Annotated in this window: 22 protein-coding genes and 2 pseudogenes; 11 read left to right on the top strand and 13 right to left on the bottom strand. The window is 60.1% G+C overall.

Translation table 11 applies throughout. From position 1 onward, the window contains the following. Window positions 1-51 precede the first annotated feature (51 nt). A complete protein-coding gene (gene argE, locus BLM14_RS20990; RefSeq protein ID WP_100002173.1) occupies window positions 52-1,176 on the bottom strand; it encodes an acetylornithine deacetylase in 1,125 nt (374 codons plus the stop codon). A gap of 216 nt (window positions 1,177-1,392) precedes the next feature. Between argE and BLM14_RS20985 the strand changes: the two genes are divergently transcribed. Then, window positions 1,393-2,292, top strand: a complete 900-nt coding sequence (locus BLM14_RS20985) for a GNAT family N-acetyltransferase (protein WP_100002172.1) — start codon at window positions 1,393-1,395, stop codon at window positions 2,290-2,292. Between the two features lie 369 nt (window positions 2,293-2,661). Here BLM14_RS20985 and BLM14_RS20980 read toward each other — a convergent pair whose 3' ends face one another. After that, window positions 2,662-3,252 carry a TetR/AcrR family transcriptional regulator gene (locus tag BLM14_RS20980; protein WP_100001831.1) on the bottom strand — a complete coding sequence of 197 codons (591 nt, stop codon included), beginning with the start codon at window positions 3,250-3,252 and terminating at the stop codon, window positions 2,662-2,664. 163 nt (window positions 3,253-3,415) lie between these two features. Between BLM14_RS20980 and BLM14_RS20975 the strand changes: the two genes are divergently transcribed. Beyond that, a complete protein-coding gene (locus BLM14_RS20975; protein ID WP_100001830.1) occupies window positions 3,416-3,811 on the top strand; it encodes a RidA family protein in 396 nt (131 codons plus the stop codon). Between the two features lie 163 nt (window positions 3,812-3,974). On the opposite strand, the gene BLM14_RS20970 is transcribed toward BLM14_RS20975, so the two are convergent. Next, the gene (locus tag BLM14_RS20970) at window positions 3,975-4,262 is read right to left on the bottom strand and encodes a hypothetical protein (protein ID WP_100001829.1); all 288 of its coding nucleotides are present in this window, start codon (window positions 4,260-4,262) and stop codon (window positions 3,975-3,977) included. A 542-nt stretch (window positions 4,263-4,804) separates the two neighbouring features. Here BLM14_RS20970 and BLM14_RS31445 point away from each other — a divergent pair. Next, window positions 4,805-4,993 carry a hypothetical protein gene (locus tag BLM14_RS31445; RefSeq protein ID WP_100001828.1) on the top strand — a complete coding sequence of 63 codons (189 nt, stop codon included), beginning with the start codon at window positions 4,805-4,807 and terminating at the stop codon, window positions 4,991-4,993. A gap of 110 nt (window positions 4,994-5,103) precedes the next feature. Here BLM14_RS31445 and BLM14_RS20960 read toward each other — a convergent pair whose 3' ends face one another. Further along, window positions 5,104-6,330 (bottom strand): MFS transporter, encoded by a 1,227-nt coding sequence (locus tag BLM14_RS20960; RefSeq protein WP_099999587.1) that lies wholly within the window; start codon window positions 6,328-6,330, stop codon window positions 5,104-5,106. A 118-nt stretch (window positions 6,331-6,448) separates the two neighbouring features. On the opposite strand from BLM14_RS20960, the gene BLM14_RS20955 reads away from it, so the two are divergent. Continuing rightward, window positions 6,449-7,045, top strand: a complete 597-nt coding sequence (locus tag BLM14_RS20955; RefSeq protein ID WP_162293153.1) for a TetR/AcrR family transcriptional regulator — start codon at window positions 6,449-6,451, stop codon at window positions 7,043-7,045. A gap of 729 nt (window positions 7,046-7,774) precedes the next feature. Beyond that, window positions 7,775-8,413, top strand: a complete 639-nt coding sequence (locus BLM14_RS20950; RefSeq protein WP_100001827.1) for a hypothetical protein — start codon at window positions 7,775-7,777, stop codon at window positions 8,411-8,413. Between the two features lie 33 nt (window positions 8,414-8,446). Here the strand turns inward: BLM14_RS20950 and BLM14_RS31985 are convergent. After that, window positions 8,447-8,779: pseudogene (locus BLM14_RS31985) on the bottom strand (ISKra4 family transposase); the annotation flags it as partial. Here BLM14_RS31985 and BLM14_RS20945 point away from each other — a divergent pair. Beyond that, entirely contained in the window at window positions 8,722-9,207 is a 486-nt protein-coding gene (locus BLM14_RS20945) for a LysR substrate-binding domain-containing protein (protein WP_237143617.1), read from the top strand. The pseudogene BLM14_RS31985 and the gene BLM14_RS20945 overlap by 58 nt on opposite strands. Further along, window positions 9,179-9,463: a LysR substrate-binding domain-containing protein gene (locus BLM14_RS31980; RefSeq protein WP_237143616.1), complete on the top strand. Its 285-nt coding sequence runs from the start codon at window positions 9,179-9,181 to the stop codon at window positions 9,461-9,463. Before BLM14_RS20945 ends, BLM14_RS31980 begins: the two co-directional genes overlap by 29 nt. A 305-nt stretch (window positions 9,464-9,768) precedes the next feature. On the opposite strand, the gene BLM14_RS20940 is transcribed toward BLM14_RS31980, so the two are convergent. Next, on the bottom strand, window positions 9,769-10,620 hold the full coding sequence (locus BLM14_RS20940; protein WP_100001826.1) for a sugar phosphate isomerase/epimerase family protein: 852 nt from the start codon (window positions 10,618-10,620) through the stop codon (window positions 9,769-9,771). A gap of 341 nt (window positions 10,621-10,961) precedes the next feature. Between BLM14_RS20940 and BLM14_RS20935 the strand changes: the two are divergent. The 4 genes and pseudogenes from BLM14_RS20935 (at window position 10,962) to BLM14_RS20920 (ending at window position 14,763) form a co-directional block, all read left to right on the top strand. Then, a pseudogene (locus tag BLM14_RS20935) lies at window positions 10,962-11,848 on the top strand (sugar phosphate isomerase/epimerase family protein). A gap of 58 nt (window positions 11,849-11,906) precedes the next feature. Next, complete coding sequence (locus BLM14_RS20930; protein ID WP_100001825.1) at window positions 11,907-13,076, top strand: mandelate racemase/muconate lactonizing enzyme family protein; 1,170 nt, start codon at window positions 11,907-11,909, stop codon at window positions 13,074-13,076. A 2-nt stretch (window positions 13,077-13,078) separates the two neighbouring features. Continuing rightward, window positions 13,079-13,792 (top strand): FadR/GntR family transcriptional regulator, encoded by a 714-nt coding sequence (locus tag BLM14_RS20925; protein ID WP_100001824.1) that lies wholly within the window; start codon window positions 13,079-13,081, stop codon window positions 13,790-13,792. Continuing rightward, window positions 13,789-14,763, top strand: a complete 975-nt coding sequence (locus BLM14_RS20920) for an NAD(P)-dependent oxidoreductase (RefSeq protein WP_100001823.1) — start codon at window positions 13,789-13,791, stop codon at window positions 14,761-14,763. Before BLM14_RS20925 ends, BLM14_RS20920 begins: the two co-directional genes overlap by 4 nt. 83 nt (window positions 14,764-14,846) lie before the next feature. Here the strand turns inward: BLM14_RS20920 and BLM14_RS20915 are convergent, their stop codons facing one another. From BLM14_RS20915 to BLM14_RS20885, 7 genes are all read right to left on the bottom strand, one after another. Next, window positions 14,847-15,923, bottom strand: a complete 1,077-nt coding sequence (locus tag BLM14_RS20915; RefSeq protein WP_100001822.1) for an ABC transporter ATP-binding protein — start codon at window positions 15,921-15,923, stop codon at window positions 14,847-14,849. Continuing rightward, complete coding sequence (locus BLM14_RS20910; RefSeq protein ID WP_100001821.1) at window positions 15,923-17,032, bottom strand: ABC transporter ATP-binding protein; 1,110 nt, start codon at window positions 17,030-17,032, stop codon at window positions 15,923-15,925. Before BLM14_RS20910 ends, BLM14_RS20915 begins: the two co-directional genes overlap by 1 nt. Next, complete coding sequence (locus BLM14_RS20905) at window positions 17,029-17,232, bottom strand: hypothetical protein (RefSeq protein WP_100001820.1); 204 nt, start codon at window positions 17,230-17,232, stop codon at window positions 17,029-17,031. The genes BLM14_RS20910 and BLM14_RS20905 overlap by 4 nt, the downstream gene beginning before the upstream one ends. Beyond that, window positions 17,229-18,188: a carbohydrate ABC transporter permease gene (locus BLM14_RS20900; RefSeq protein WP_100001819.1), complete on the bottom strand. Its 960-nt coding sequence runs from the start codon at window positions 18,186-18,188 to the stop codon at window positions 17,229-17,231. The genes BLM14_RS20905 and BLM14_RS20900 overlap by 4 nt, the downstream gene beginning before the upstream one ends. 1 nt (window position 18,189) lies before the next feature. Beyond that, window positions 18,190-19,095 carry a carbohydrate ABC transporter permease gene (locus BLM14_RS20895; RefSeq protein WP_003562956.1) on the bottom strand — a complete coding sequence of 302 codons (906 nt, stop codon included), beginning with the start codon at window positions 19,093-19,095 and terminating at the stop codon, window positions 18,190-18,192. 156 nt (window positions 19,096-19,251) lie between these two features. Continuing rightward, entirely contained in the window at window positions 19,252-20,562 is a 1,311-nt protein-coding gene (locus tag BLM14_RS20890) for an ABC transporter substrate-binding protein (protein ID WP_100001818.1), read from the bottom strand. 370 nt (window positions 20,563-20,932) lie between these two features. Next, entirely contained in the window at window positions 20,933-21,574 is a 642-nt protein-coding gene (locus BLM14_RS20885) for a TetR/AcrR family transcriptional regulator (protein WP_162293218.1), read from the bottom strand. Window positions 21,575-21,635: the final 61 nt, after the last annotated feature.

Raw genomic sequence — 21,635 nt, 5'->3', positions numbered from 1 at the left:
CTCTCGTTTGGTCGCCTGTTGCATCCGCGCCTATCACTGTGTCGGCCTTCCTCATCTTGAAAGCCTCGCGCCGAGTGCTTCGATCAAGGATTGGCAGGCGATCAGCTCGTCCCTGTGAATGAACTCGTCGGGACGGTGTGCACGCGAAATATCGCCCGGGCCGCAGATGATCGCATCGATCCCGGCCCCCTGATAGAGACCGGCCTCCGTCCCGTAGCTAACTGCGGCAAGCGGCTCCTGCCTCGTCAATTCCCTGAGCAGTTGTGTGAGTGGTGCATCGCTCGCAAGCGACAAGGCTGGATATTCGCTCATTAGTTCCCAGTTCACCTGAAGACCCCGGCTTCGCAGGCTTTCGGCCTTTTCTTTGATCGGGGCCAGCAGTGCAGAGGGGGAAACGCCGGGAATGGCGCGTGCTTCAAATTCGGCGGCGCATAGATCCGGGATGATGTTGACGGCCTGCCCGCCCTTGATCGTGCCGACCTGGAGGGAGGAGTAAGGGGGTTCGAAAGCAGGATCGAACGGACCAAGCGCAAGACGTTTGGCGCCGGCGGCTGCGTCCGTGAGGATCTCCGTCATGGCATGAATGGCATTCAAGCCTTGATCGGGTCGCGAGGAGTGGCCCGACTGGCCACGGATTTCAACGCGCGCTGCCGCCTTGCCCTTATGGGCGCAGATCGCGCGCATGTTGCTCGGTTCGCCAATAATCGCGCCTTCAGGCTTGGCGCAGAGTTCGGGAAGACGCCTGATCAAATGCGGCACGCCCCGGCAGCCCGCCTCCTCATCGTACGAAAAAGCAAAATGGATAGGTTGCGAAAGCTGTCTTGATGCGAGTTCCGGCAAGGCGCCGAGTGCTGCTGCTAGAAAGCTCTTCATGTCTGAGGTGCCGCGACCGTAGAGCCGATCGGCGTGTGTCCGCAACACAAAGGGATTCGACGACCACTCCGGTTCGTTGGCCGGCACCACGTCCATGTGACCCGAAAGGACATAGCCGGGGACGTTCTTTGGACCAATGGTTGCGAAGAGGTTCGAGCGGTCGCCTTCTGGCCCTGGAAGGATAATCACGTCTTGATTGAAACGCGCGACATAAGCGCGAATCCATTCGACGATGGCGCCGTTCGCCTGGCCAACGACGGAGGGAAAAGCCACCAGCTTTTCAAGAATTTCAATGGCCTGCATTATGTGTACCTGAACTTGAGGCTTCTGGATCCAAAGCTTAATGGCCTGTTGCCGGATTGCGTGCCGAAAGCGGCCCATTTTTAGTGTATTGTTCCGAAGGGCTGGCAATCTGAAGCTATTTGTATTGGCCGTTTCGCTTTACATTCCATTCGCGATGATACTCACATCGCAGGATGCGGTCATTTCCCGCGTTGCAGCGCAACAAGAAGTTTGAGGGTGCCAATAATGACATCCAGATCTCTGGTGATCGATTCCATACAGATGACGATCGCCGATATTACTGAGGCAGAGGTCGATCAACTGCATGCCTTGTCCATCGGGGTGGGTTGGCCTCACCGGGCAGAGGATTGGCAATTCTTGCGCCATGTCGGAAAAGGTGTCGTAGCCATGGACAACATCGGCCGCGTGCTGGGTTCTGCCATGTGGTTCCCCCACGGAAACAAGTTTGCCACCATAGGGATGGTGATTACCTCGCCACGCCTGCAGGCCAATGGAACCGCCCACTGGCTGATGCGTCACGCCTTTACACATCTGGACGGTTGCAACTTGCGTCTCAACGCGACCCGGGCAGCGCGGCGATTGTATCGTTCCCTTGGGTTCGTCACGGAAAAAACCGTGTATCAGTGCCAGGGGGAGGCTATCGAGCCTCGCACCTCACCCTTTGCACCGGACAATATAATTCTGAGGGAAATTTGCCAAGGCGATCTTCCATCTCTGGGTAAGCTCGATCAGGCGGCCTATGGCGCCGATCGAACACCGCTTCTCTCAGAGTTGCTGTCTCATTCTAAGGGTTTAGGCATCTTTCGCAACGACCGGATGGAGGCTTTTTCCCTGTGCAGGCCCTTCGGGCGCGGGCATTTGATCGGCCCCGTGGTTGCCAATAGCGACGGCGATGCGATTGCGGTCATCCGGCCTCATGTCGCACAACATGCTGGCCGGTTTCTTCGTCTTGATACCAGCCAGAACAACGGTCCCTTCTCCAAATTCGTTGACCGGTCCGGCCTTTCTGTCTTCGATACCGTCACGACGATGAGGCTGGGTGAACTGCCGGTTCCCGCCGAGGCTCGCGACGACCTTCCGAAGATTTACGCGCTGGCGAGCCACGCACTGGGATAAGCCGACGGAAGTTTTCTCGGCGGCGATCTCCGCCTTTCGAGGATGTATTGTCTCGATCTACCGCGGGCTCGGCAGCCAGCACGGCGATTGTTGAGAGCAGGGTACGTGAACTCTGATAAAAAACAAATCAGAGGCTTGGGAAAAATTACAGATTGGCGCTGCGGTTCGAATCTCCTCAAGGCGCTCAATGAAAAATTACTCATCCCGATATCCTGTGAAGAGGGATTGTAGAATTCTAGGAACCAATCGGATTCGGTGGAAAATCCGCCATTATCGGCATTTTCAAACGAACGTTTTCTGGTGCCTATATTCTTACCGGACCTTCGTTCCTAATTCTGGAGCTGAACGGGCCATGATTCCACTGAATGTTCACGAAGATACAAGGAGACCTGCCGCCAAGGCGTGGAAGGCCTCGACAGCCTTTGGCAGGACATCCTGCGGATCGTCGCTAGCAGCGATCCAGAGAGCCGCATTGAGCGCAGCGCCGCTGAGAAGCCGGGCAGCCGCTTCCGCATCCACGGGTTTGAGCCTACCCTGTGCGATGAGGCGCTCTACAGTCCGCTTCGTTGCCTGAAGACAACTGCTCTGGCTGGGCCATTGCGACGGATCACCCAAGACTGCCGGTCCGTCCAGCAGAACGATGCGTTGCACTTCCGGATCAAGCGCCATCTCGATATAGGCCGTGCCCTCTGCAAGCAGTCCTTGCCAACCGTCGCCCGCACGGGCACCGATCTCTTGCGCGCGCGAGGCCATTTCCGAGTCGATCTGATCAACAACAGCTGCAAGCAATCCACGCTTGTCCCCGAAATTATGGTAAAGCGCTCCCCGCGTGAGGCCGACTTCGGCTGTCAATTCGTCCATGGAGGCGGTCGAGTATCCTTTTCCTGCAAAAGCCTTTCGTGCGGCCGTGATTAGCTTGACGCGGTTCTGCTCCATCGTCTCGACGCGTCGTTTCGCCATCTCATCCTCAATTTCATATACGCACCGTATATCAACTTGACATAAGGTGCATATGTAGTTTATTTCACATACGCATCGTATACAAGATGTTGCGCCAGCGTGTGAAGCTCCTGAATGTCACGCTGCGCACTGGTTTCCAATGAATAACGAAGAGAGATCGAGAATGACCCAACGCGAGGCAATCTTTCCTCCAAACAGACACGCCCTTTACGAGGAACACGGCTACTCGGCTGCTATCCGGTCGGGGGACCTCCTCTTCGTTTCCGGGCAGGTCGGTAGCCGTTCCGATGGAACGCCGGAACCTGATTTCGAACTTCAGGTCCAACTGGCCTTTGAAAATCTCAAGGCAACGCTGGACGCTGCGGGTTGCACGCTCGACGATATCGTGGACGTCACGACGTTTCACACCGATCCCGAGAATCAGTTCGCCATCATCATGGCCGTCAAGCAGAAGATTTTTAGCAAGCCGCCCTATCCGAACTGGACTGCGGTAGGCGTGAACTGGCTCGCTGGCTTCGATTTCGAGATCAAGGTCATCGCCCGTATTCCTTCGAATTAGAACGTCACGGGGCCCCTCCTGCCCGGGTTTCTGGTAGACTCCTCGATTGCGATCGGAGGTCTTGTCCGGATTCTTCCTGTAGGCGAATATCCCCGTCCATGCCTGCATAGCTTTGGAACGCGCTCTGTAACGACGCGCGCAGGCTGTCGTGGCTTGGCGACGCTCACGATCCGTCACCTGTAAAGGGCTGCTCAGGGTTGTAGGGCGGTTCGCTAAAGTCTTCTGCGCTGTAAAGAGCGACGAGCTGTCCTTCGCCTTCGTCCGGCATACCGGAGAATATAAAAACCTCTCCGAGCCGCGGGTGAAGCCCGTGAATGCCTTCAAGCGGGAACTCGTCTGGATTGGTAGATTCGTGGATAGTCACATCGTCAATAAGGTCGTCCTTCAAATGAAAGACAATTTCAGCAGAACTTGATAGCTCACGCTTATCCGTCAAAGCTTGGAACTTCATCCTCAAACTCAGGGTCCCAGCCTTCGTTCCCAGTGAATTCCTTACCGCGAAATCTGACCAGCCATGGCATCATTCAATCTCCTGCTAAAACAGCGTCGGTTCTTCTACCGACACCTTCGGGGTTTCGAGCATGTCGCACTGCACTTAATCGTAAGAATGCGGCCATTCACGCTTGACCGCTGCATTTAATTGGGTCTTCCTCACTTTGCGTGGTGGACGATCTATTGGCTGCTCAGCCCACGTCTTAGACTGCCAAACTGAAGATCAGAACAGCAGATTGCGACCTCCTGGATGCTGGAAATTCCCATGCCGGACGTCGAATTGCTGTGAACATGCGCGTTTGCGCCCCGCTTTTTGCAACCACCACACAAAGTGAGGAAGACCCTAATTAAGTGCAGTGCGACAGAGGTCGACGGCCGCAACATGCCGCTGTCGCCGGGCATGGCCGTGACGGTTGAGGTCAAGGCCGGCAAACGGCGTATCCTTGAATATCTGTTCTCGCCGTTCGCGGAGATCTCCTCACAGGCGATGCAGGAGCGATAATGGTTGTTACAGTCTTCGTCGAATTATGCCACTTCATCAACGTTCCTGACATTGCGCCCCTCGAACTGAGCGGGCTGAAACAGCAGACGAGGGCTGGTATGATTCAACGGTTTTTCAAGCAGCCTTGCACAATGGCTCATCCGGAACAGCAGGTTGTGGACGCCACGACGCACGCACTGCTGGGTTGATGATAGCACAATGGCGAGGCGGGATCGGCGCGGGCGGGTGGAGCGAGTGTCCGAAAGCAGATAAGCATGCCGCGTCCGCGACGCGGCATGCCATTTCAACCTCGGCCATGCTACCCCGCCGGCTGCAGCGCCGCGCAAGCCTGTCCGTCGTCGCAATCGCCGGCAAGGCTCTTCTGGCCAAGCGCCACGATCGCCACCGCAATAGTGCCCGCCGCCGCCGAGGCCCAGAAGCCATTCTGCGAACCATAGTTGTCGACCACCCAACCCGAGACGAAGGCGCCCAGCGCCATGCCGATGCCGATGCCGGTCATCACCCAGGTCACGCCCTCCGTCAGCATCGATTCCGGCACGCGACGTTCAATTAGCCCGAAGGCAGTTATGAAGGTCGGTGAGATAGCGATGCCGCTAACGAAGACGGCGATGGCAAGCAGGGTCACCGAGCTGCCGGCGACGAGCAGCGGCAACGAGGTCAGCGCGATTGCCACGACCGCTATCAGTAGCTGACGGTGCAGGGCCATGCGCGGGTTAAGCGCTCCGAGGATCAGGCCTACCGCGAAGGAACCGACGGCATAGACGCCGATCACCAGGCTCGCGGCATTCGGCTGCCCGAGCTCCTTGGTGATCGCAACAGCACTCACTTCAGCCGTTGCAAAGATCGAGCCGACGAAGATCAGTGCGAGCGTGATGATCTGCACCGGACGCTGCCGAATCGCCGAGCCAACCGAAACGGCATTGGCGACATGACGCACCTTCGGCTCGGTGCCGCGCTGCACAATGAAGGCGGCCGTCCCGAGCGCTAGGAAAGCTGTGCTCACCATCATGCCAGCTTCAGGAAATAGTGCCACAGCGAGCCCCACCGACAGCGAGGCCCCGGCGATATAAACCAGCTCATCCGCCGCGCTTTCAAACGCGAAGGCCGTGTTGAGCTCGGGCCGATTGCGGAAAAGCTCCGTCCAGCGCGCCCGCATCAGCGCCGGAATGCTTGGCATGGCGGCGGCGAGGAAGGCCGAAACGAACAGCGTCCAGACCGGCCAGTTCTGGTTGGTCGCCGCAATCAGCGCGATGAACGCCACCACCGACACGACAGTGGTCGGCACGACCACCGCCGTCTGGCCGACCCGGTCGACCGCCCGCGAAATCTGTGGCGAAATCAGCGCATTGGTTAGCGCGTAGGTCGCCGAAACCGCGCCGGCGAGCCAGTATTCGCCATGCGCCTGGGAGAGCATTGCGACAATGCCGATCGGCGCCATGGCGATGGGAAGGCGCGCGAAAAAGCCGGCTGCGGAGAAGCCCTTGGCCCCAGGTGCCGCGAATATCTCTTTATACGGATTTGACATGGGACAATCCTTTCAGGTATCTAATGGACAGAATACATACGCAGCGTATGTGAAGTAGTAGTTGCATACGTCGCGTATGTCAAACGAAAATACGCCGCGTATGTCAAAAGGAGACAAGATGGCCAGGCCGCGACAGGAGATGATCGCTGAGACCCGCGCAAAGCTCATCGCAGCCGGCCGGAATGCCTTCGGCACAATTGGCTATGCGGAAGCATCCATGGATGATTTCACCGGCGAGGCCGGTCTCACTCGCGGAGCCCTCTACCACCATTTCGGCGACAAGAAGGGTCTGCTCCAAGCCGTCATCATGGAAATCGACGCGGAAATGACCGAACGCCTCAACAAGGTCTCGGCATCAGCCCCCACCCGCTGGCAGGGTTTCGTCGACGAATGCGCCGCCTATATCGAAATGGCGCTCGAGCCCGAGATCCAGCGCATCATGTTCCGCGATGGCCCCGCGGTGCTGGGCGACATCTCGCAATGGCAAAACACCCCCGGCTGCATCGCCGCCCTCTCCCGCAGCATTGACTGCCTCAAGGCTGACGGCGAGATGATCGACATTGACACCGAAACCGCCGCCCGTCTCATCAATGGCGCCAGCAGCCACATGGCTCTTTGGATCGCCAATGCAGAGAAGCCCGAGGCGGTGTCGAAGGTGGCGGTGACGGGGTTTAGGGCAATGCTGGAAGGGCTTCGCAAACAGCTGACGCCTTAGCAGTCGGGAGAACCTCAAGCCTTGGCAGAGCTTCGGCACAGTCGCTAAGGCGGAAATACTTCGGGATCAACCATGGCTCTCTCATTTACCACAGCAGGGTCTCGACCCGGCCATCGCCGCATCCATTGAGCCTAAAACGACAAAGATGAGCAATTTGGAAAGCCAGAATTGGGTATCGCGTTTCCGTGCCGAAATAGATACTCTGCCTATCTGACCGATTGGGCAATATCCCTTTGTCGCTTTGCCCTTAAAGGCGAGATGAGCAACTCAACAAAATCAATGGCGATGTTTTGCCATTAAACATGATATTTTGCCTTTAAAATCGAGATTCTTGCCGGTAAATGTGAGACAGCCTTCACAAAGGCATTTGACGGGTTGGGATGGATAGGGAAGGGGACCAGGCGGGTGCAGCCGGCGCTGAAGCCGCGCGGTCCAGAAGCGTCCGCTGGTCAAAGCGGCACTGTTCAGCGCCGACGTCGACGACTTCGCCGGGGCGCCTTGCTGCGCGCCTATCAGAAGGAGCCCCGCTTGATTGCACTAGTCGACCACATTGCGTGGCGACTAGCGCAAAGGTCAGGTCCTTTAGGATTGAGGGACACCGAGCCGACGACGACGAAATCTCACAATTAAAGGCAAGAAATGACGTCCAGCGCATCGTGTCTCAGATTTAGAGTCAAAGCGACATCCATTCTCCCCGCAAAGGCGGAGATAAGACAGCGGAGCACCCGAATGCAGAAAGACGATGATGCGCGCCGGTCGGCCTTGCTGTCGGCGATGACGACCGAGCATTTTGTCCTCCAGACCGCGATCAGCGTCACCAACGCCGAATTGGCCTCGCGCGCCTCGGTCTATGTGTTTGCGCTGTCCTCCGCGCTGGTGGCGATGGGGTTCGCCATGGACGCGCCGCAGGCCTTCATGCCGTTCGTCGGCACCGTGCTGCCGGCGGTCTTCCTGCTCGGCGTGTTCACCATCCAGCGCATGGTCGACATCGCCGCCGAAAACCAGCAGGCGCATATAGGCATCGCCCGCATCCGCGCCTATTACCGCACGCTTCATCCCGACGCCGAAGTGTATTTTTCCGCCAAGCGCGGCCGCTGGCCCGACGGCGACCGCGAACCGTCGTTGTGGGCCGGCGCCATCATCGGCTATCTGACGACGGGCGCCAGCATGATCGCCTTCATCAACGCCATCGTTGCCGGCGCGGGCGTGACGCTTCTGACGCACTACACGCTCGGCGCCGGCATTGTCGTGGCGCTGCTTGCCGGCGCGATCGGCGCGGCGATGCCGCTTGTCCTGTTCTATCTCTACCAGCGCTACCGGATCAACGAATTGGTGGACGAGTGGGAAGCGGATTCCGAGGGGGCTTGAGAGTGTGGCAAACTGCGCGTTTTTCCGCCACTTGCCCACGAGCTGCGAGGGGCGGCGACCGGACGCCTCGAGGCGCCCCATGACGACCTCGAAATGACGCGTCTGGAACCCCGGAACCGCTCGGACATATGTGCCGTCAATGAACACCGAAACCGGGCCTTTCGTGGCGCGGCTCATTCGGTATGGCGCCTTGTGGTCACGAACCTCGATCTGATCAGCCACTTTGCCAAGACGTGATCGGACCGCGGTATGGTTGCTCATCCCGCTTGTGGGCAGGAACAGGTTGAGAATTCGCGCTGCCTCGCGGAATGAATGCCGCGCGCCCAGTTCGGCGAGAACATTGTCGAGCTCTGGCGTCGTGCGCCCCGGCGGCCCTTGACCAAGTTCGAGCCACGGTTGTTTCCCATAGGAACTTCGACCCGGCTGAAGCCAAGCTAACCGTCTCTATCGCCTGTACAGATTATCTGCAGGCGGTGGTGGTCAAGCCGCTCGTCGTGGAACTCAGGATGCGGGCACCCGGAGTTCGTGTCGCGCTGCGCAATCTCGACGTGCCGCAGTTGGACGCGCAGATGGCGCGGGGTGATGTGGATCTGGCGCTCATGACGCCGCAGGCCGCTTCGCCGAGTCTTCGTACTCGACACCTGTTTAACGAGCGCTATGTGCTCATTGGCCGACGGAAGCATCCGAGACTACGAGAGGGAATCACGGTCGAGGAGTTTGCTGAGATGGGACCAGGTAATTGTTTCCTTGGACGGCGGTGGTTTTGTGACGCCAGTGGACAGCGCTTTGGCTGACCTCGGACACAGACGCAATGCGGTGTTATCTGCAGCCTCATTCTTGTTCGTTCCTGAGATCGTGTCTTACTCGGACTTCGTTGCCCTTGTTCCAGAACGTCTCGTACGCGACCGTGCCGACAAGCTCATGGTAATAGACTGCCCATTTCCCGTCGAAGGTTTCGCAGTGGGAATGGTGTGGCACGAGCGTTGTCACGGACACGGCGGCCAACGCTGGATCCGGGAGGCTATTGTGTCGCTGATGGCGCATACATGAACGGCGGCCCTGGCCGGCGATATTCCGGCGCGCCCGGACTGTCGCCAGGTGGAGGTAGGGTCGGCAAATGGACCAATGTCTTCAGCGCCGCCCAATTTCAGAAGCCGAACAGGCCCGGAAAGAGCCTAATGGAGCCGTCATCTATACCTCCCGTGAATGAGACCTCCTGTTTCGGCGTGCATGGCCCACCGTCATCCGCTTGGCTCGAAATGTGGTCCTTCGCTTCCGAGCGTCAACCCGAGAGAGTGGAGTGACGCGGCCGTGCAGCCCTGCCCCGATCGCAATTCAGACTAATCGATTGGCGTTCATGCCGCCGCGTGCCATCCATCGCGGATATGGCGGTGGCCTTCGCGATAGACCGATTCCGGTGTCTCGGAAAAGTCGCGCCAGACCTTTGTCGCGGCGGCAAGGTCCTTGAGCGCCCGGCCGAAGGCCTCGATTGTCAGCCAGCCGTCGTAGCCGCTCGCGCGTAGCGCCCTGAACGTCTCCGCCCAGGGAATGTTGCCGCGCCCCGGTACGCCGCGGTCATTCTCCGAAATGTGGACATGGACGATGCGGTTACTGTTTCGCGTGAAGGCGCCGATGGGATCGGTCTCTTCGATATTGCTGTGGAAAGTGTCGTACATGGCGCGGATATTCGGATGCCCGACCGCGTCGACATGGGCCGCAAGGGCGTCCATCGTGTTGAACAGGTAGCATTCGAATCGGTTCAGCGCCTCAAGCCCGATCGTGACGCCGTGCTTTGCTGCATGATCGCCGATCGCGCGTTGCGAGGAGACCGAGCGCTTGAGTTCCGCCGCGCTCGGCCCGCTTCCGGAAAATTTGCCGAGCGTCGAGTGCAGCGGCCCGCTCAGAATCGTGGCGCCGAGCGCATCGCTGCAATCGATTGCCCATTTCATGTAGTCGATGCCGCGTCTGCGGGTCGTGGCGTCAGGGGCGATCAGGTTCATCGAGGGGTCGCCCATGGCGGAAACGGCGGTCCGTTCCAGGCCGATCCGGTCGAGGAGGGTTCCCAGCCGACAGTAGTCGTCGGGCGTGCCCGAAAAGATTGGAATCTCGACGCCATCAAACCCTGTGTCCTTGATGTCGCGCAACAGTCCTTCGTGCTTCCGGCCGACACTCGTCGTCCAGAGGAACATGCACATGCCGATCTTCATGCCCCCTCCCTCTGGCCCCTTCGGCCCCCGCGCAGTGTTTCCATACCTGTCACTTTACGTAATCTGGTAATACCAAAATTGAAAATCCGGTCAAGCCAATTCTCCGCATCGCTAGTCTGCAGGTTTGGCGTAAAATGCAAATTACAACATTAAACACCGGTATAATAAGATATATCTCCATTTCTCGTTCCGCCTTGCAGAGGGTGAGAAATTGCGCTAGATCTCTCAATCATCGATAATTGGCCAAACCAGATTACCGAAATGGCGGGGCTGGCCGACGAGAAGGTGTCCGTTTGCCGCCCTCGGCGGTCGAGCGAGCCGCAACAGTCTGGGAGGACCTCATGCATCTTTCAACACACAACTGGATGCGGGCGGAGCCGCTCGCCGTCACGCTGAAGCGCATGAAGAAATATGGCTACGAGAGCATCGAGATATCGGGCGAGCCGACACAGTACGATGTGAAGGAAACGCGCGCGCTGCTCAAGGAGCACGGCATCCGCTGCTGGGGGGCCGTCACGCTGACGCTCGGCGAACGCAACCTTGCCGCCAGGGACGACGGCCAGCGCGCTAGGTCAGTAGACTACGTCAAGAGCGTCATCACCATGGTCAGCGAACTCGAGGGCGAGATCGTCACCCTTGTGCCGGCGACCGTCGGCAAGGTCGTTCCGGATGGGACCGAGGAGGAAGAGTGGACGTGGGTGGTGGAGGCCACCAAAGAGTGTTTTGCCCATGGCCAGAGGAAGGGCGTGCGCATTGCCGTCGAGCCGCTCAACCGTTTCGAAACCTATTTTTTTAACCGCGCCGCGCAGGCGCTGGCGCTCGCCGATGCCGTCAGCCCCGACTGCGGCGTCTGCCTCGATGCCTTCCACCTGAACATCGAAGAGGAAGACATGTATGAGGCGATCCGGCTTGCCGGAAAGCGCCTGTTCGATTTCCACGTTGCCGACAACAATCGCTTCGCCGCCGCCTCGGCCAACTCGACTGGCCGAAGATCATCGGCACGCTGAAGGAGATCGGTTACGACGGCGCGGTGACGAACGAGTTTGTCGCACCCGTCGATCGCACGCCGGCCGTCAAATACCCGGACATGGTGGAGCGCAACCCCGTCGATATCCCGCCGGAGCAGCTGAAGTTCATTCAGGATCACGGCTCGAGCCTTCTCACCGAGAAGTTCTACGACGATCAGATGCGGATCACCGCCGAGACGATCCTGCCGCTGATCAAATAACGAACGGAAAGGCATATGCCCTGCGGCCTGCGGGTCGTGAGGGCGGGGGATCCGACACATGCGTATCAAGACCGTAGAAGCCTGGTGGGTGAAGATTCCCATCGAGGCGACCCGCCAACACCGCAGCGACTTCGGCCGGCTGACGACCTTCGACGCTGCGATCCTGCGTATCGAGACGAACGACGGCATTGTCGGCTGGGGAGAGGGCAAGAATGCCGCCGGCAGTGCAGGCACCTATGGCACACTGGTGTACATGTTGAACCACGAGGTGGGGCCGAAGCTCATCGGCCGTGACCCCGCCGACATCTCCGCCATATGGGAGATGCTTTACAACGGCGTACGCCACGAGATGGCGGCGATTTCGGGTCACGCCATGCCGGAGATCGCGCGGCGCGGCCTATCTGTCGCGGCGATCAGCGCGGTCGACATGGCGCTGTGGGACATTCTCGGCAAGTCGCTCGGCGTGCCCGTCTGGAAGCTGCTGGGTGGCCGCAAGGCGGACAGGTTGCCCGCCTATGCCTCGGGTGGGTGGGAAAGTGCGGACCGGATCGGCGAGCAGCTCCAGTCCTATATCGCGGCCGGCGGTTTCAAGTCGGTCAAGATGCGCGTCGGCGCGATGGACCGTGCGCCGCATGTCTCGGCGTCGCGCGTGCGGGCGGCCCGCGAGGCGATCGGCCCCGACGTCGACCTGATGGTCGATGCGCACGGCACCTATACGGTCGCCGAGGCGAAGCGCTTTATCCAGATGGTGGAGGATTGCGACCTCGCCTGGTTCGAGGAACCGGTGATCGCCGACGACAAGCCGGGCATGGCGGAGGTGCGCGCGGCAGGTAACGTGCCGATCGCCGCGGGCGAGAACGAGGCGACACGTTTTGCCTTCCGCGATCTTGCTATGCTGCGGGCCGCCGATATATTCCAGCCCGATCCGGCCTTCTGCGGCGGCATAACGGAGGCGATGCGCATCAGTTCGCTCGCCAGCGCCTTCAATCTCCGTTTCGCACCGCATTTGTGGGCCGGTGCGCCCTGTTTCTTCTCGGGCCTGCACCTGTGCGCGGCTTCCCCGGCAAGCTTCGTCATCGAATATTCGCTCGGCGCGAATCCGATGATCCATGATCTTGTCGAGGACACTGTGTCGGTGAAGGACGGTATGATAGAGATTCCTGATAGACCCGGCCTGGGCTTCACGATCAATCAGCGGGTCCTGGAGGCTCACGCGCAAAGACAGTGACGATGAAAGAAAACTCCCTCCTCTCCGATCTCGCGGCATATCTTTTCTCGAATTCGAGCGGCAACGGCCGCACGCCTTCGGAGCGGGAGCTTGCGGAGCATTTCGGCGTCAGCCGCGGCCAGATCCGCGAGGCGCTGGCCGTCCTGGAGGCGATGCGTATCGTCGAGCGCCGCGCCAAGTCTGGCATCTACCTGACAACCACGGAGGCGAGCGTAGAGGCCATGGCACTTTTTGCCCGCGCCGGCGTGCCGCTTGATCCGATCCTGATCTATGAGACCGTGGAGCTTCGCAAGATCCATGAGATCAAGGCCGCGGAACTCGCCTGCATACGGGCGACCGAAGAGAATTACCAGCGCCTGCGCGATATCCTCGCCGCGTCCGAGGCGAAGCTTGCCGCGGGCGAGGGGCTGGCGCGCGAGGACCGGGATTTCCATCTGGAGATCGTCCGGGCCACCAAGAATAGCGTCTTCTATCGCGTGTGCAGCGTCTATTACATGATGGGCGAGCAGCGCCTGCCGATCTATTTTAGCGACGCCGCCCGCAGCCGGCGTTCGCATGAGGAACATATCCGCATCTATGAGGCGTTGCTTGCCCGCGACGGCAATCTCGCCCAGGCGCTGATGAACGCGCATCTCCAAGGTGCGGAAAGCTATTGGAAGGATCTCCTCGGCGGGCCTGCGACGGCCGCCGGCGTAACCGGCGGGGAGGGCCGATGAGCTTCATCTTTTCCACACATCCCCTGCATCCCGCGGCCGAGGCCATGCTTAAGGCCGCGGGCGATCTGAGAGTCGCCTCCGCCCCCGATCCCGAAACGTTGCTGCGAGAAGGGCGGGGCGCGAGCATCGTCGTCGTGCGCGCGCCTATCCCGCCGGCCTTCTTCGAGGATGCGCCGGCGCTTCGCGCTGCGATCCGCCACGGCGCCGGGCTTGACATGGTGCCGATGGATGCGGCGACCCGCGCCGGCGTGCTTGTCGCCAACGTGCCGGCCGTCAATGCGCCGACGGTCGCCGAGCACGTCTTCCTCGTGACGCTGGCCCTGCTTCGGCGCTTCCGCCTGATGGACAGGGAATTGCGGCAGAAGGGCTGGGCGGCGGGCCGCGGCCAGTCGGACGCGGCTGTGGACCTCGGCGGCCGCACCATCGGCATCGTCGGCATGGGCAATGTCGGCAAGGCGATCTTCCGGATCGCGAAGTTCGGTTTTGGCCTGGAGGTGGTCGCCACGAGCCGGTCGCCGGAAAGCGTGCCGGATGGTGCGCGCTTCCTGCCGGTCGACGAACTCGTCGCGACGGCCGACATCGTCGTGCTCTGCTGCCCGCTGACGCCGGAGACGACCGGGTTGCTCAATGCCGGGCGCATTGGCCGGATGAAGCGCGATACCATTCTGGTCAACGTCTCGCGCGGCCCGGTGATCGATGACGCGGCGCTGATCGAGGCGCTGCGCGATGGGCGCATCGGCGGAGCCGCGCTCGACGTCTTCGCAACCCAGCCCCTTCCGCTCGACCATCCCTATTTCGGCTTCGACAATGTCATCGTCACTCCGCATCTCGCCGGTCTTACGGATGAGAGCATGATGCGCATGGGAACGGGCGCGGCAAGCGAAGCCCTGCGCGTCATGAAGGGCGAACTGCCCGTCAATCTGCGCAATCCCCAAGTGGTCGAACACTATCGCCGGCGCTTTCCGCCATAGCTTGGAGCCCCTTCGCGACAATCCGAAACGCAAACGGCCCCTGCGGTGTCACGGGGCCGCTGGCATCTTTCGGACCTATCAGGTTAGCCCGCGTGCCGCAGGCTGACGCCGCTTCCGCTGTCGAACAGCACGACTTTCTCCGGATTCCACGAAAAGCGAACCGTATCCTCGATCCGAAGCACCGTCTGCGCCGGCACGGTCGCGTGGATGAACTTCTCGCCGGTGCGCAGCGTGACGATCTTGGCGACGCCGTGGTTCTCGACGTCGTGCACCGTCGCCTCACCGGGACCGCCGCTTTCGAGTTGCAGGTCTTCGGGGCGGATGCCGAAGGTCAGCGAACGTCCATCCGTGGCGATGCCGTGACCGCTGCCGAAGGGCAGGCGGTAGCCATCGTTCGATACTGCCTCGCCGCCGGCGAGCTTTCCGTCGATCAAATTCATCGGCGGCGAGCCGACGGCGCGGGCGACGAAGGTGTTGACCGGGTTGTTGTAGATTTCATGCGGCGTGCCCGTCTGCACGAGATGGCCGTTGTTTAGCACGCCGATCTTGTCGCCCATCGACATGGCCTCGATCTGGTCGTGTGTGACGAACAGGAAGGTTGCGCCTAGGTTCATCTGCAGGTTTTTCAGCTCGGTGCGCAGCGCCTCGCGCAGTTTTGCGTCGAGCGCCGAAAGCGGTTCGTCCATCAGAAAGACGCGCGGCTTGCGCACGATCGCCCGGCCGATTGAGACGCGCTGCATCTCGCCGCCCGACAGCCGGTCAGTTTTGCGGTCGAGCAGGTGCTCGATGCGCAGGGTTTTAGCAACCCGGTCGACGCGTTCCTTGATCTCCGCGGGTTCGACGCGGCGGATGCGGGATTTCAGTGGAAATTCCAAGTTCTCCCGCACCGTATAGCGCGGATAGAGCGAATATTGCTGGAGCACCAGGGCCACGTCGCGCTCGGCGGCACCCCAGTCGGCGACGTCCTGCCCGTCGATGAAGATCTGCCCTGCCGTCGGCTTCTCGAGACCGGCAATCAGGCGCAGCGTCGTTGTCTTGCCGGCTCCGGTTTGGCCGAGCAATACGAAGAACTCGCCGTCGGCGATGTCGATGTTCATGTTTTTCAGCGCCGTGTGGTTGCCGAAGGTCTTGGTGATACCCTTGAGTTCGATATGCGCCATCAGAGTCTGATCCCGAGTGACGAGCCGGTCGCCGTGTTGAAGAAATGCGCCTGGGCGGGGTCGATACGTGCCCAGACGGCTTCGCCCGGACCGGGCACGAATCCGCTCTTGGTGCGGGCCCTGATTATCTGGTCGCCGACCTTCAGGTCGACGATGTCGTGCGAGCCGAGCGGTTCGATGATGTGCGCCTCGACCGGCATGAAGCCCTCGCGGGCCTCGCGCGAGATGAGCACGCCCTCAGGTCGGACGCCGAGCGTCAACTTGCCGTTTTCGGACCTGGCGTCCGAGAGGCGGTTGGCAAGGGCGGCCGGGAACTCGAAGCCCATTACACCGCCGCTGACCTGCACGCTGGCATGGCCGCCCGTTTCGCTGACGGTCGCCTGCGCCATGTTCATGACGGGGCTTCCGACGAACTGGGCGACGAACATATTGGCGGGCTGCGAATAGACCTCGTCCGGCGTGCCGACCTGCTGGAGGATGCCCTCGTGCATAATGACGATGCGGTCGGCGAGCGACATGGCCTCCACCTGGTCGTGAGTCACGTAGATGGTGGTCGAGCCCTGCTTGATGTGCAAACGCTTGATTTCCGCCCGCATCTCCTCGCGCAGCTTCGCGTCCAGCGCACCTATTGGCTCGTCCATCAGCATGGCCTTTGGCCGTCGCACGAGCGCGCGGCCGATCGCAACACGCTGCATGTCGCCGCCTGATAGCGCCGAAGGCTTGCGGCCCAGCAGGCCGGTGATGCGCAGCACGCCGGCGATCTCGCGGACCGACGTATCGACATCGGTCCGGCTCATCCGGGTGGCGCGGAGCGGGAATGCGATGTTCTCATAGACCGTCATGTGCGGATAGAGTGAGAAGGACTGGAACACCATGGCGATGTCCCGGTCGGATGCCTTAATGTGCTGCACCGGCTGGCCGTCGATCAGGATGTCGCCTTCGTCGATGGTCTCCAGGCCTGCAACGGCGCGCAATGTCGTCGTCTTGCCGCAGCCCGATTGTCCGAGCAGCACGATGAATTCGTTGTCGGCGATGGCGAGATTAAGGTCTTTGATGACCTGAACGGCACCGAAATATTTCTGGATGCCACGAAGTTCGATCTGCGTCATGAATGGCTGCCTTCGTCTCGTTGCTGGTCCCTTGGAATCTTGGTCGTCACCATGAATGCGATCAGCCCGACGAGCGTCATCGTCAGCCCATAGCGGTGGAGAAACAGGTTCCAGGGCTGGCAGAGCGCGATGATGCCGAAGATCATCAGGTACTGCGAACCGGGTTCGAGATATTTCTGGTTCAAGGCGCGAAAAGTCATTTGCGGATCGCTCCGAAGCTCATTCCGCGCAGGAGATGGTTCCTGAGCAGGAAGGTGAAGATGGCGACCGGCAGGAGGAACAGGAACGTGCCGGCCGCAATCACCGTCCAGTCCGGCAGGCCGGAGCCGACCTGGCTCGGAATGAAGGGCGGTGCGGTCTGCGCCCGCCGGTTTGTCATGATCAGCGCGAAGGCATATTCGTTCCAGGCCGTGATGAAGCAGAAGACGGCGGTGGCGGCGATGCCGGTGGCGGCTTCCGGGATGACGATCTTGAAGAAGGCCTGCATGCGAGTGTAGCCGTCGACGAGTGCCGCCTCCTCATATTCCTTCGGGATTTCGTCGATGAAGCCTTTCATCAGCCAGACCGAGAAGGAGAGGTTGAAGGCCGTATAGAGGATGATGAGGCCCCAATGCGTGTCGTTGAGGCCGACGACGCGGTACATGAGGAACATCGGGATCGCCACGACGACGGGCGGCAGCATGCGCGTCGACAGGATGAAGAAGAGGAGGTCCGCTTCCCCCTTCACGCTGAAGCGCGAGAAGCCGTAGGCCGTGAAGGTTCCCATGCCGACGGCGAGAACCGTGGACGTGATGGCAACGATCAGCGAGTTCATGAAGCGGTTCGGATAGCCGGACGGCTGGATTTCGCCGCGGCCGGAACGGACTATCTTCTCGCCGCCGTCGAACACCATCCGCTCCCACCAGGGTGCGGCGGCATAGTCTTCCGGCTTCGGCGCTTCGCGCAATTGCGAGCGCTTGGTGAAGAGCTTCACGAAGGGCGAGATTTCCGGCTCGAAGAGCACCGTTGGCGGAATGGTGGTGGCGAGGTTGCGCGGCTTGAAGGCCGTCGTGGTGATCCAGTAGATCGGCGCCAGGAAGATCAGCGTGATGACCAACACGGCGGCGATCGCCACTCGGTTCAGCGCGCGTTCGGAGCGGGTTTGGACGGCAGCCATCTCAGCGCTCCTTCACCTTATTAAGGTACTTGACGTAGATATTGGTGATAGCGAGCACCATGATCAGAACGATGTAGGCGAGAGCGCAGGAGCGACCTGTCTGCCATTCCTGGAAGGCCATTTTGTAGAGCCGGATCGAGATCACCTCGGTCGTCGGTTGGCTGGTCAGGATGTAGGCGAGGTCGAAGGTCTTGAAGGCTTCCATGGTGCGGAAGATGATCGCGATCATCAGGATCGGCGCCACCAGCGGCAGCGTGATGCGGAAGAACGTGTAGAACGGCCCCGCCCGGTCGATCGCCGCCGCCTCGTAGAGATGCTTTGGCACGGCCGAAAGCCCGGCGAGCGATAGCAGCATCACGAAGGGCGACCACATCCAGATGTCCGTTATTGCTACCGCATAGAGCGCCATGTCCGGATTCGACAGCCACTCGAAGGAGCCGAGGCCGAGCGCGTAGTTAATGATGCCGAAGGAAGGATCGTAGAGCAGCTTCCAGAAGAGGCCGACCACTGCCATCGACAGCATCATCGGCAGCAGGAGCAGCGTCGTCAGCAGGCCCTTCAGCGGAATGTCGCGGTTGAGAAGCATTGCGGTGCCGAAGCCGACGATCACCTGCCCCGTCACGGAGACAATCACATATTTCGCGGTGATGGCGAAGTTCGACCAGATGAAGGGGTCGTTCAGCAACTCGCGGTAATTCTGCAGGCCGACGAAATTGGCCGGCGCGTTGGACGAGGCGCGGAAGTCGGTAAAGGAATAGCCCAGCGAATAGATCAGCGGAAAGATGTTGAAGACGATCAGGAATAGGATCGTCGGAATGATGAAGAGATTGCGGATCCGGATGTCGCTCATGCCGCGGGATGCGGCACGCGATTTCGTGTCCAGCGATGTCATGACTGCGGTGGCCAATACTCTCCTCCTCCGAGAGTTCGGCGCCGGATGCCGGAACGAGCATCACGATGCGCGAAGTTAATGCCGGGCGCCGCGCCCGCTCGAACCACGCCCTTTGGCGCGGAGATGCAAAATGAAAAGGGAGGGGCAGGGCCCCTCCACGTGACGCGCCTGCTACTTGTGTCGTCCATATTTCTCGAAGGTAGCGTTCCAGTCGGCTGCCAGAGAGTCGAGCACTTTCTTCGCCGTGCCTTCACCGGCGGTGACGAAGGGATAGATGCGCTGGTTCATCTGAATCAGCAGTTCGGCATATTCAGGCGTCGCCCAGAAGTCCTTCACCTTGAACATGGTCTCGTAGAAGGCCTTGTTATAGGGTGTCGCATTCTGGAATTCCGGCGATTCAAGCACCTTTGCGCTTGCCGTGTAGCCGCCGAGTTCGGCCCAACGCTTCTGGGTCTCATCCTTGATAAACCATTCGAGGAATTTCATCGCCTCTTCCTGGTTCTCCGAGTAGGAGACAATCGAGATACCCTGACCGCCGAGCGCTGCAAACTGCTCACCCCCCGGACCTGCCGGATTGGCAAAGAAGCCGGTAACCTTGGCGTTCGGGTTGGACGCCTCGTTCACCAGAGCCGGGAAGAAGGCGAAGTAGTTCATGCTCATCGCCGCGAGGTTCTCGGTGATCGCCTGGTTGTTCTCGACGAAGAAGGTTTTGGCCCAGCCGGGAGGTGTGAAGCCGTAGAGCTCGCGATACATTTCGAGCGCCTTGACGTTCTTCTCCGAATTGATGATGCCGTCGACCTTGTAGCTCTGATAGTCGCCGAGTTCTCCGCCATAGGAGAAGATCGCGTTCTCGACACCCATGACGAGACCGTCATAGGAGTTGTCGGTGTAGATGGCGATGCCGTAGCGCTTTTTGTCCGGACGGTGGAAGAATTCGGCAATGTCACGCATCTCGGCCCATGTCTTCGGCGGGGCAAGATCGTAGCCGTATTTGGCTTTGAATGCCTCCATCTCCTTGGGGTCCTCGAACCAGTCCTTGCGGTAGGACCAACCGACGGCGTCGCCTTCAGCCGGGATTGACCAGTACTTTCCGGAGTTCGAGGGATATTCGGCGTAGTATTTCACCGTCGCCGGCGCCATGACTTCATTCAGCTTGTGCTTGTTGAAGAAGTCGGTGAGATCGACATAGTGCCCGGCTTCGGACGCAGCACCGATCCACTGGCTGTCGCCGACGACCATGTCGTAGGCCGAGCCCTTGGCATTGAACTCAGTAAAGGCCTTGGTCTGGAAGTCGGCCCACGGCGTGGTCTCGACAGTGACCTTCACGCCCGTTTGAGCCTCGTACTCGTTCACGAGTTCCTGGAGATAGTTTGCCGGGTCCCACTCGGCCCAGAAGATCGTCAGTTCCTGTGCCAGAGCGGACGTGCCACTGGCGAGCATCAAGCCTACACCGGCCAAAAGGCCGGTCACAGTTTTGCGCATAACGTTTCCTCCCATTTATGCACGCTTCCGCTTCGTTGCGGGTCTTCCGATCCAGCTTGCTGATCCTCCTGGGTGGTGGTCCCGCTGAGGGTCTTCCCCGGCCCTTCGCTCCGTTTCAGATCTCAAGCCTGAATACTTTTCCCTTAATCTGGTAGTACCAAATGCCATTATCGTCAAGAGCAAGTTTTGGCGGGCTTCCGCCAAGACTCGTCTTCAAAGTTTCTAAATCGCCCAACAATTGCGGGTTTCTTGAAGCCATCTTGTCGTCGCACATTCTGATTCGCGATCGCCGATCTGGACAACGACACAATAAGAATATTAACTAAACTGGTCGAACCAGTTCTCGCTTCAAGTCGGAGGATCGCCCATGTCATGCCTCGCTCTCCGCCTGCCGTATCGCGGCGTCAACGAGCGCCTTGGCCGCCCATTCGGCAACAGACTGCGCGCCTTCGGAGGTCAGTCCCCAGATATCCTTCAACACGATCAGTACCTCGACGCCGAAGACAAGGGAGAGCGCCTGTGCAAGGCGTTCCCGGGATTCGGGCGGCACGGTGCCCTGCAGGGGCGCAGTCACGCACTTCAGCAGGTCGACGCGGTGGCCGCGCGTGAACAGCGGCTCGTTGCCGATCGTGCCGGCCTGGCGCTGCGCCCACTGGTCCAGCGAAAGCTTCAGCGCCGCCTTGAAGGTGGCCTCGAACTCGTCGATGCGCGGCATCGCGGTCGCCAGCAGATCGGCAACGCGGGTACGTGCATCGGGACTGTCGGACGACCAGTCGAGTATGGGTCCCAGAGCCTCGTCCACCACCGCGTGGACGAGCGCCGCCTGGCTTGGAAAGTAACGGTAGGCCGTTGCGCGCGACACTTCGGCAGCCTCGGCGACTTCGCTTACTGAAGGAGTGATGCCGGATTGCATGAGCCGCGTTGCCGTTTCGAGCATCAGTTTTCGCGTGCGGGCACGCGGGCCTCGCTCGGCGGTTCTGGCGGTTTCGTTCTGTTGACGTGAGACATGCATATCTTTATGATACGCTCGTCTCATAAATTTGCAAGGGCCATCGAGTGCTGTGAATGTGAGA

The organism is Phyllobacterium zundukense (assembly GCF_002764115.1).
In the GTDB taxonomy this organism is placed as follows: domain Bacteria; phylum Pseudomonadota; class Alphaproteobacteria; order Rhizobiales; family Rhizobiaceae; genus Phyllobacterium; species Phyllobacterium zundukense.
This window is presented reverse-complemented; position numbering and strand designations above follow the sequence as displayed.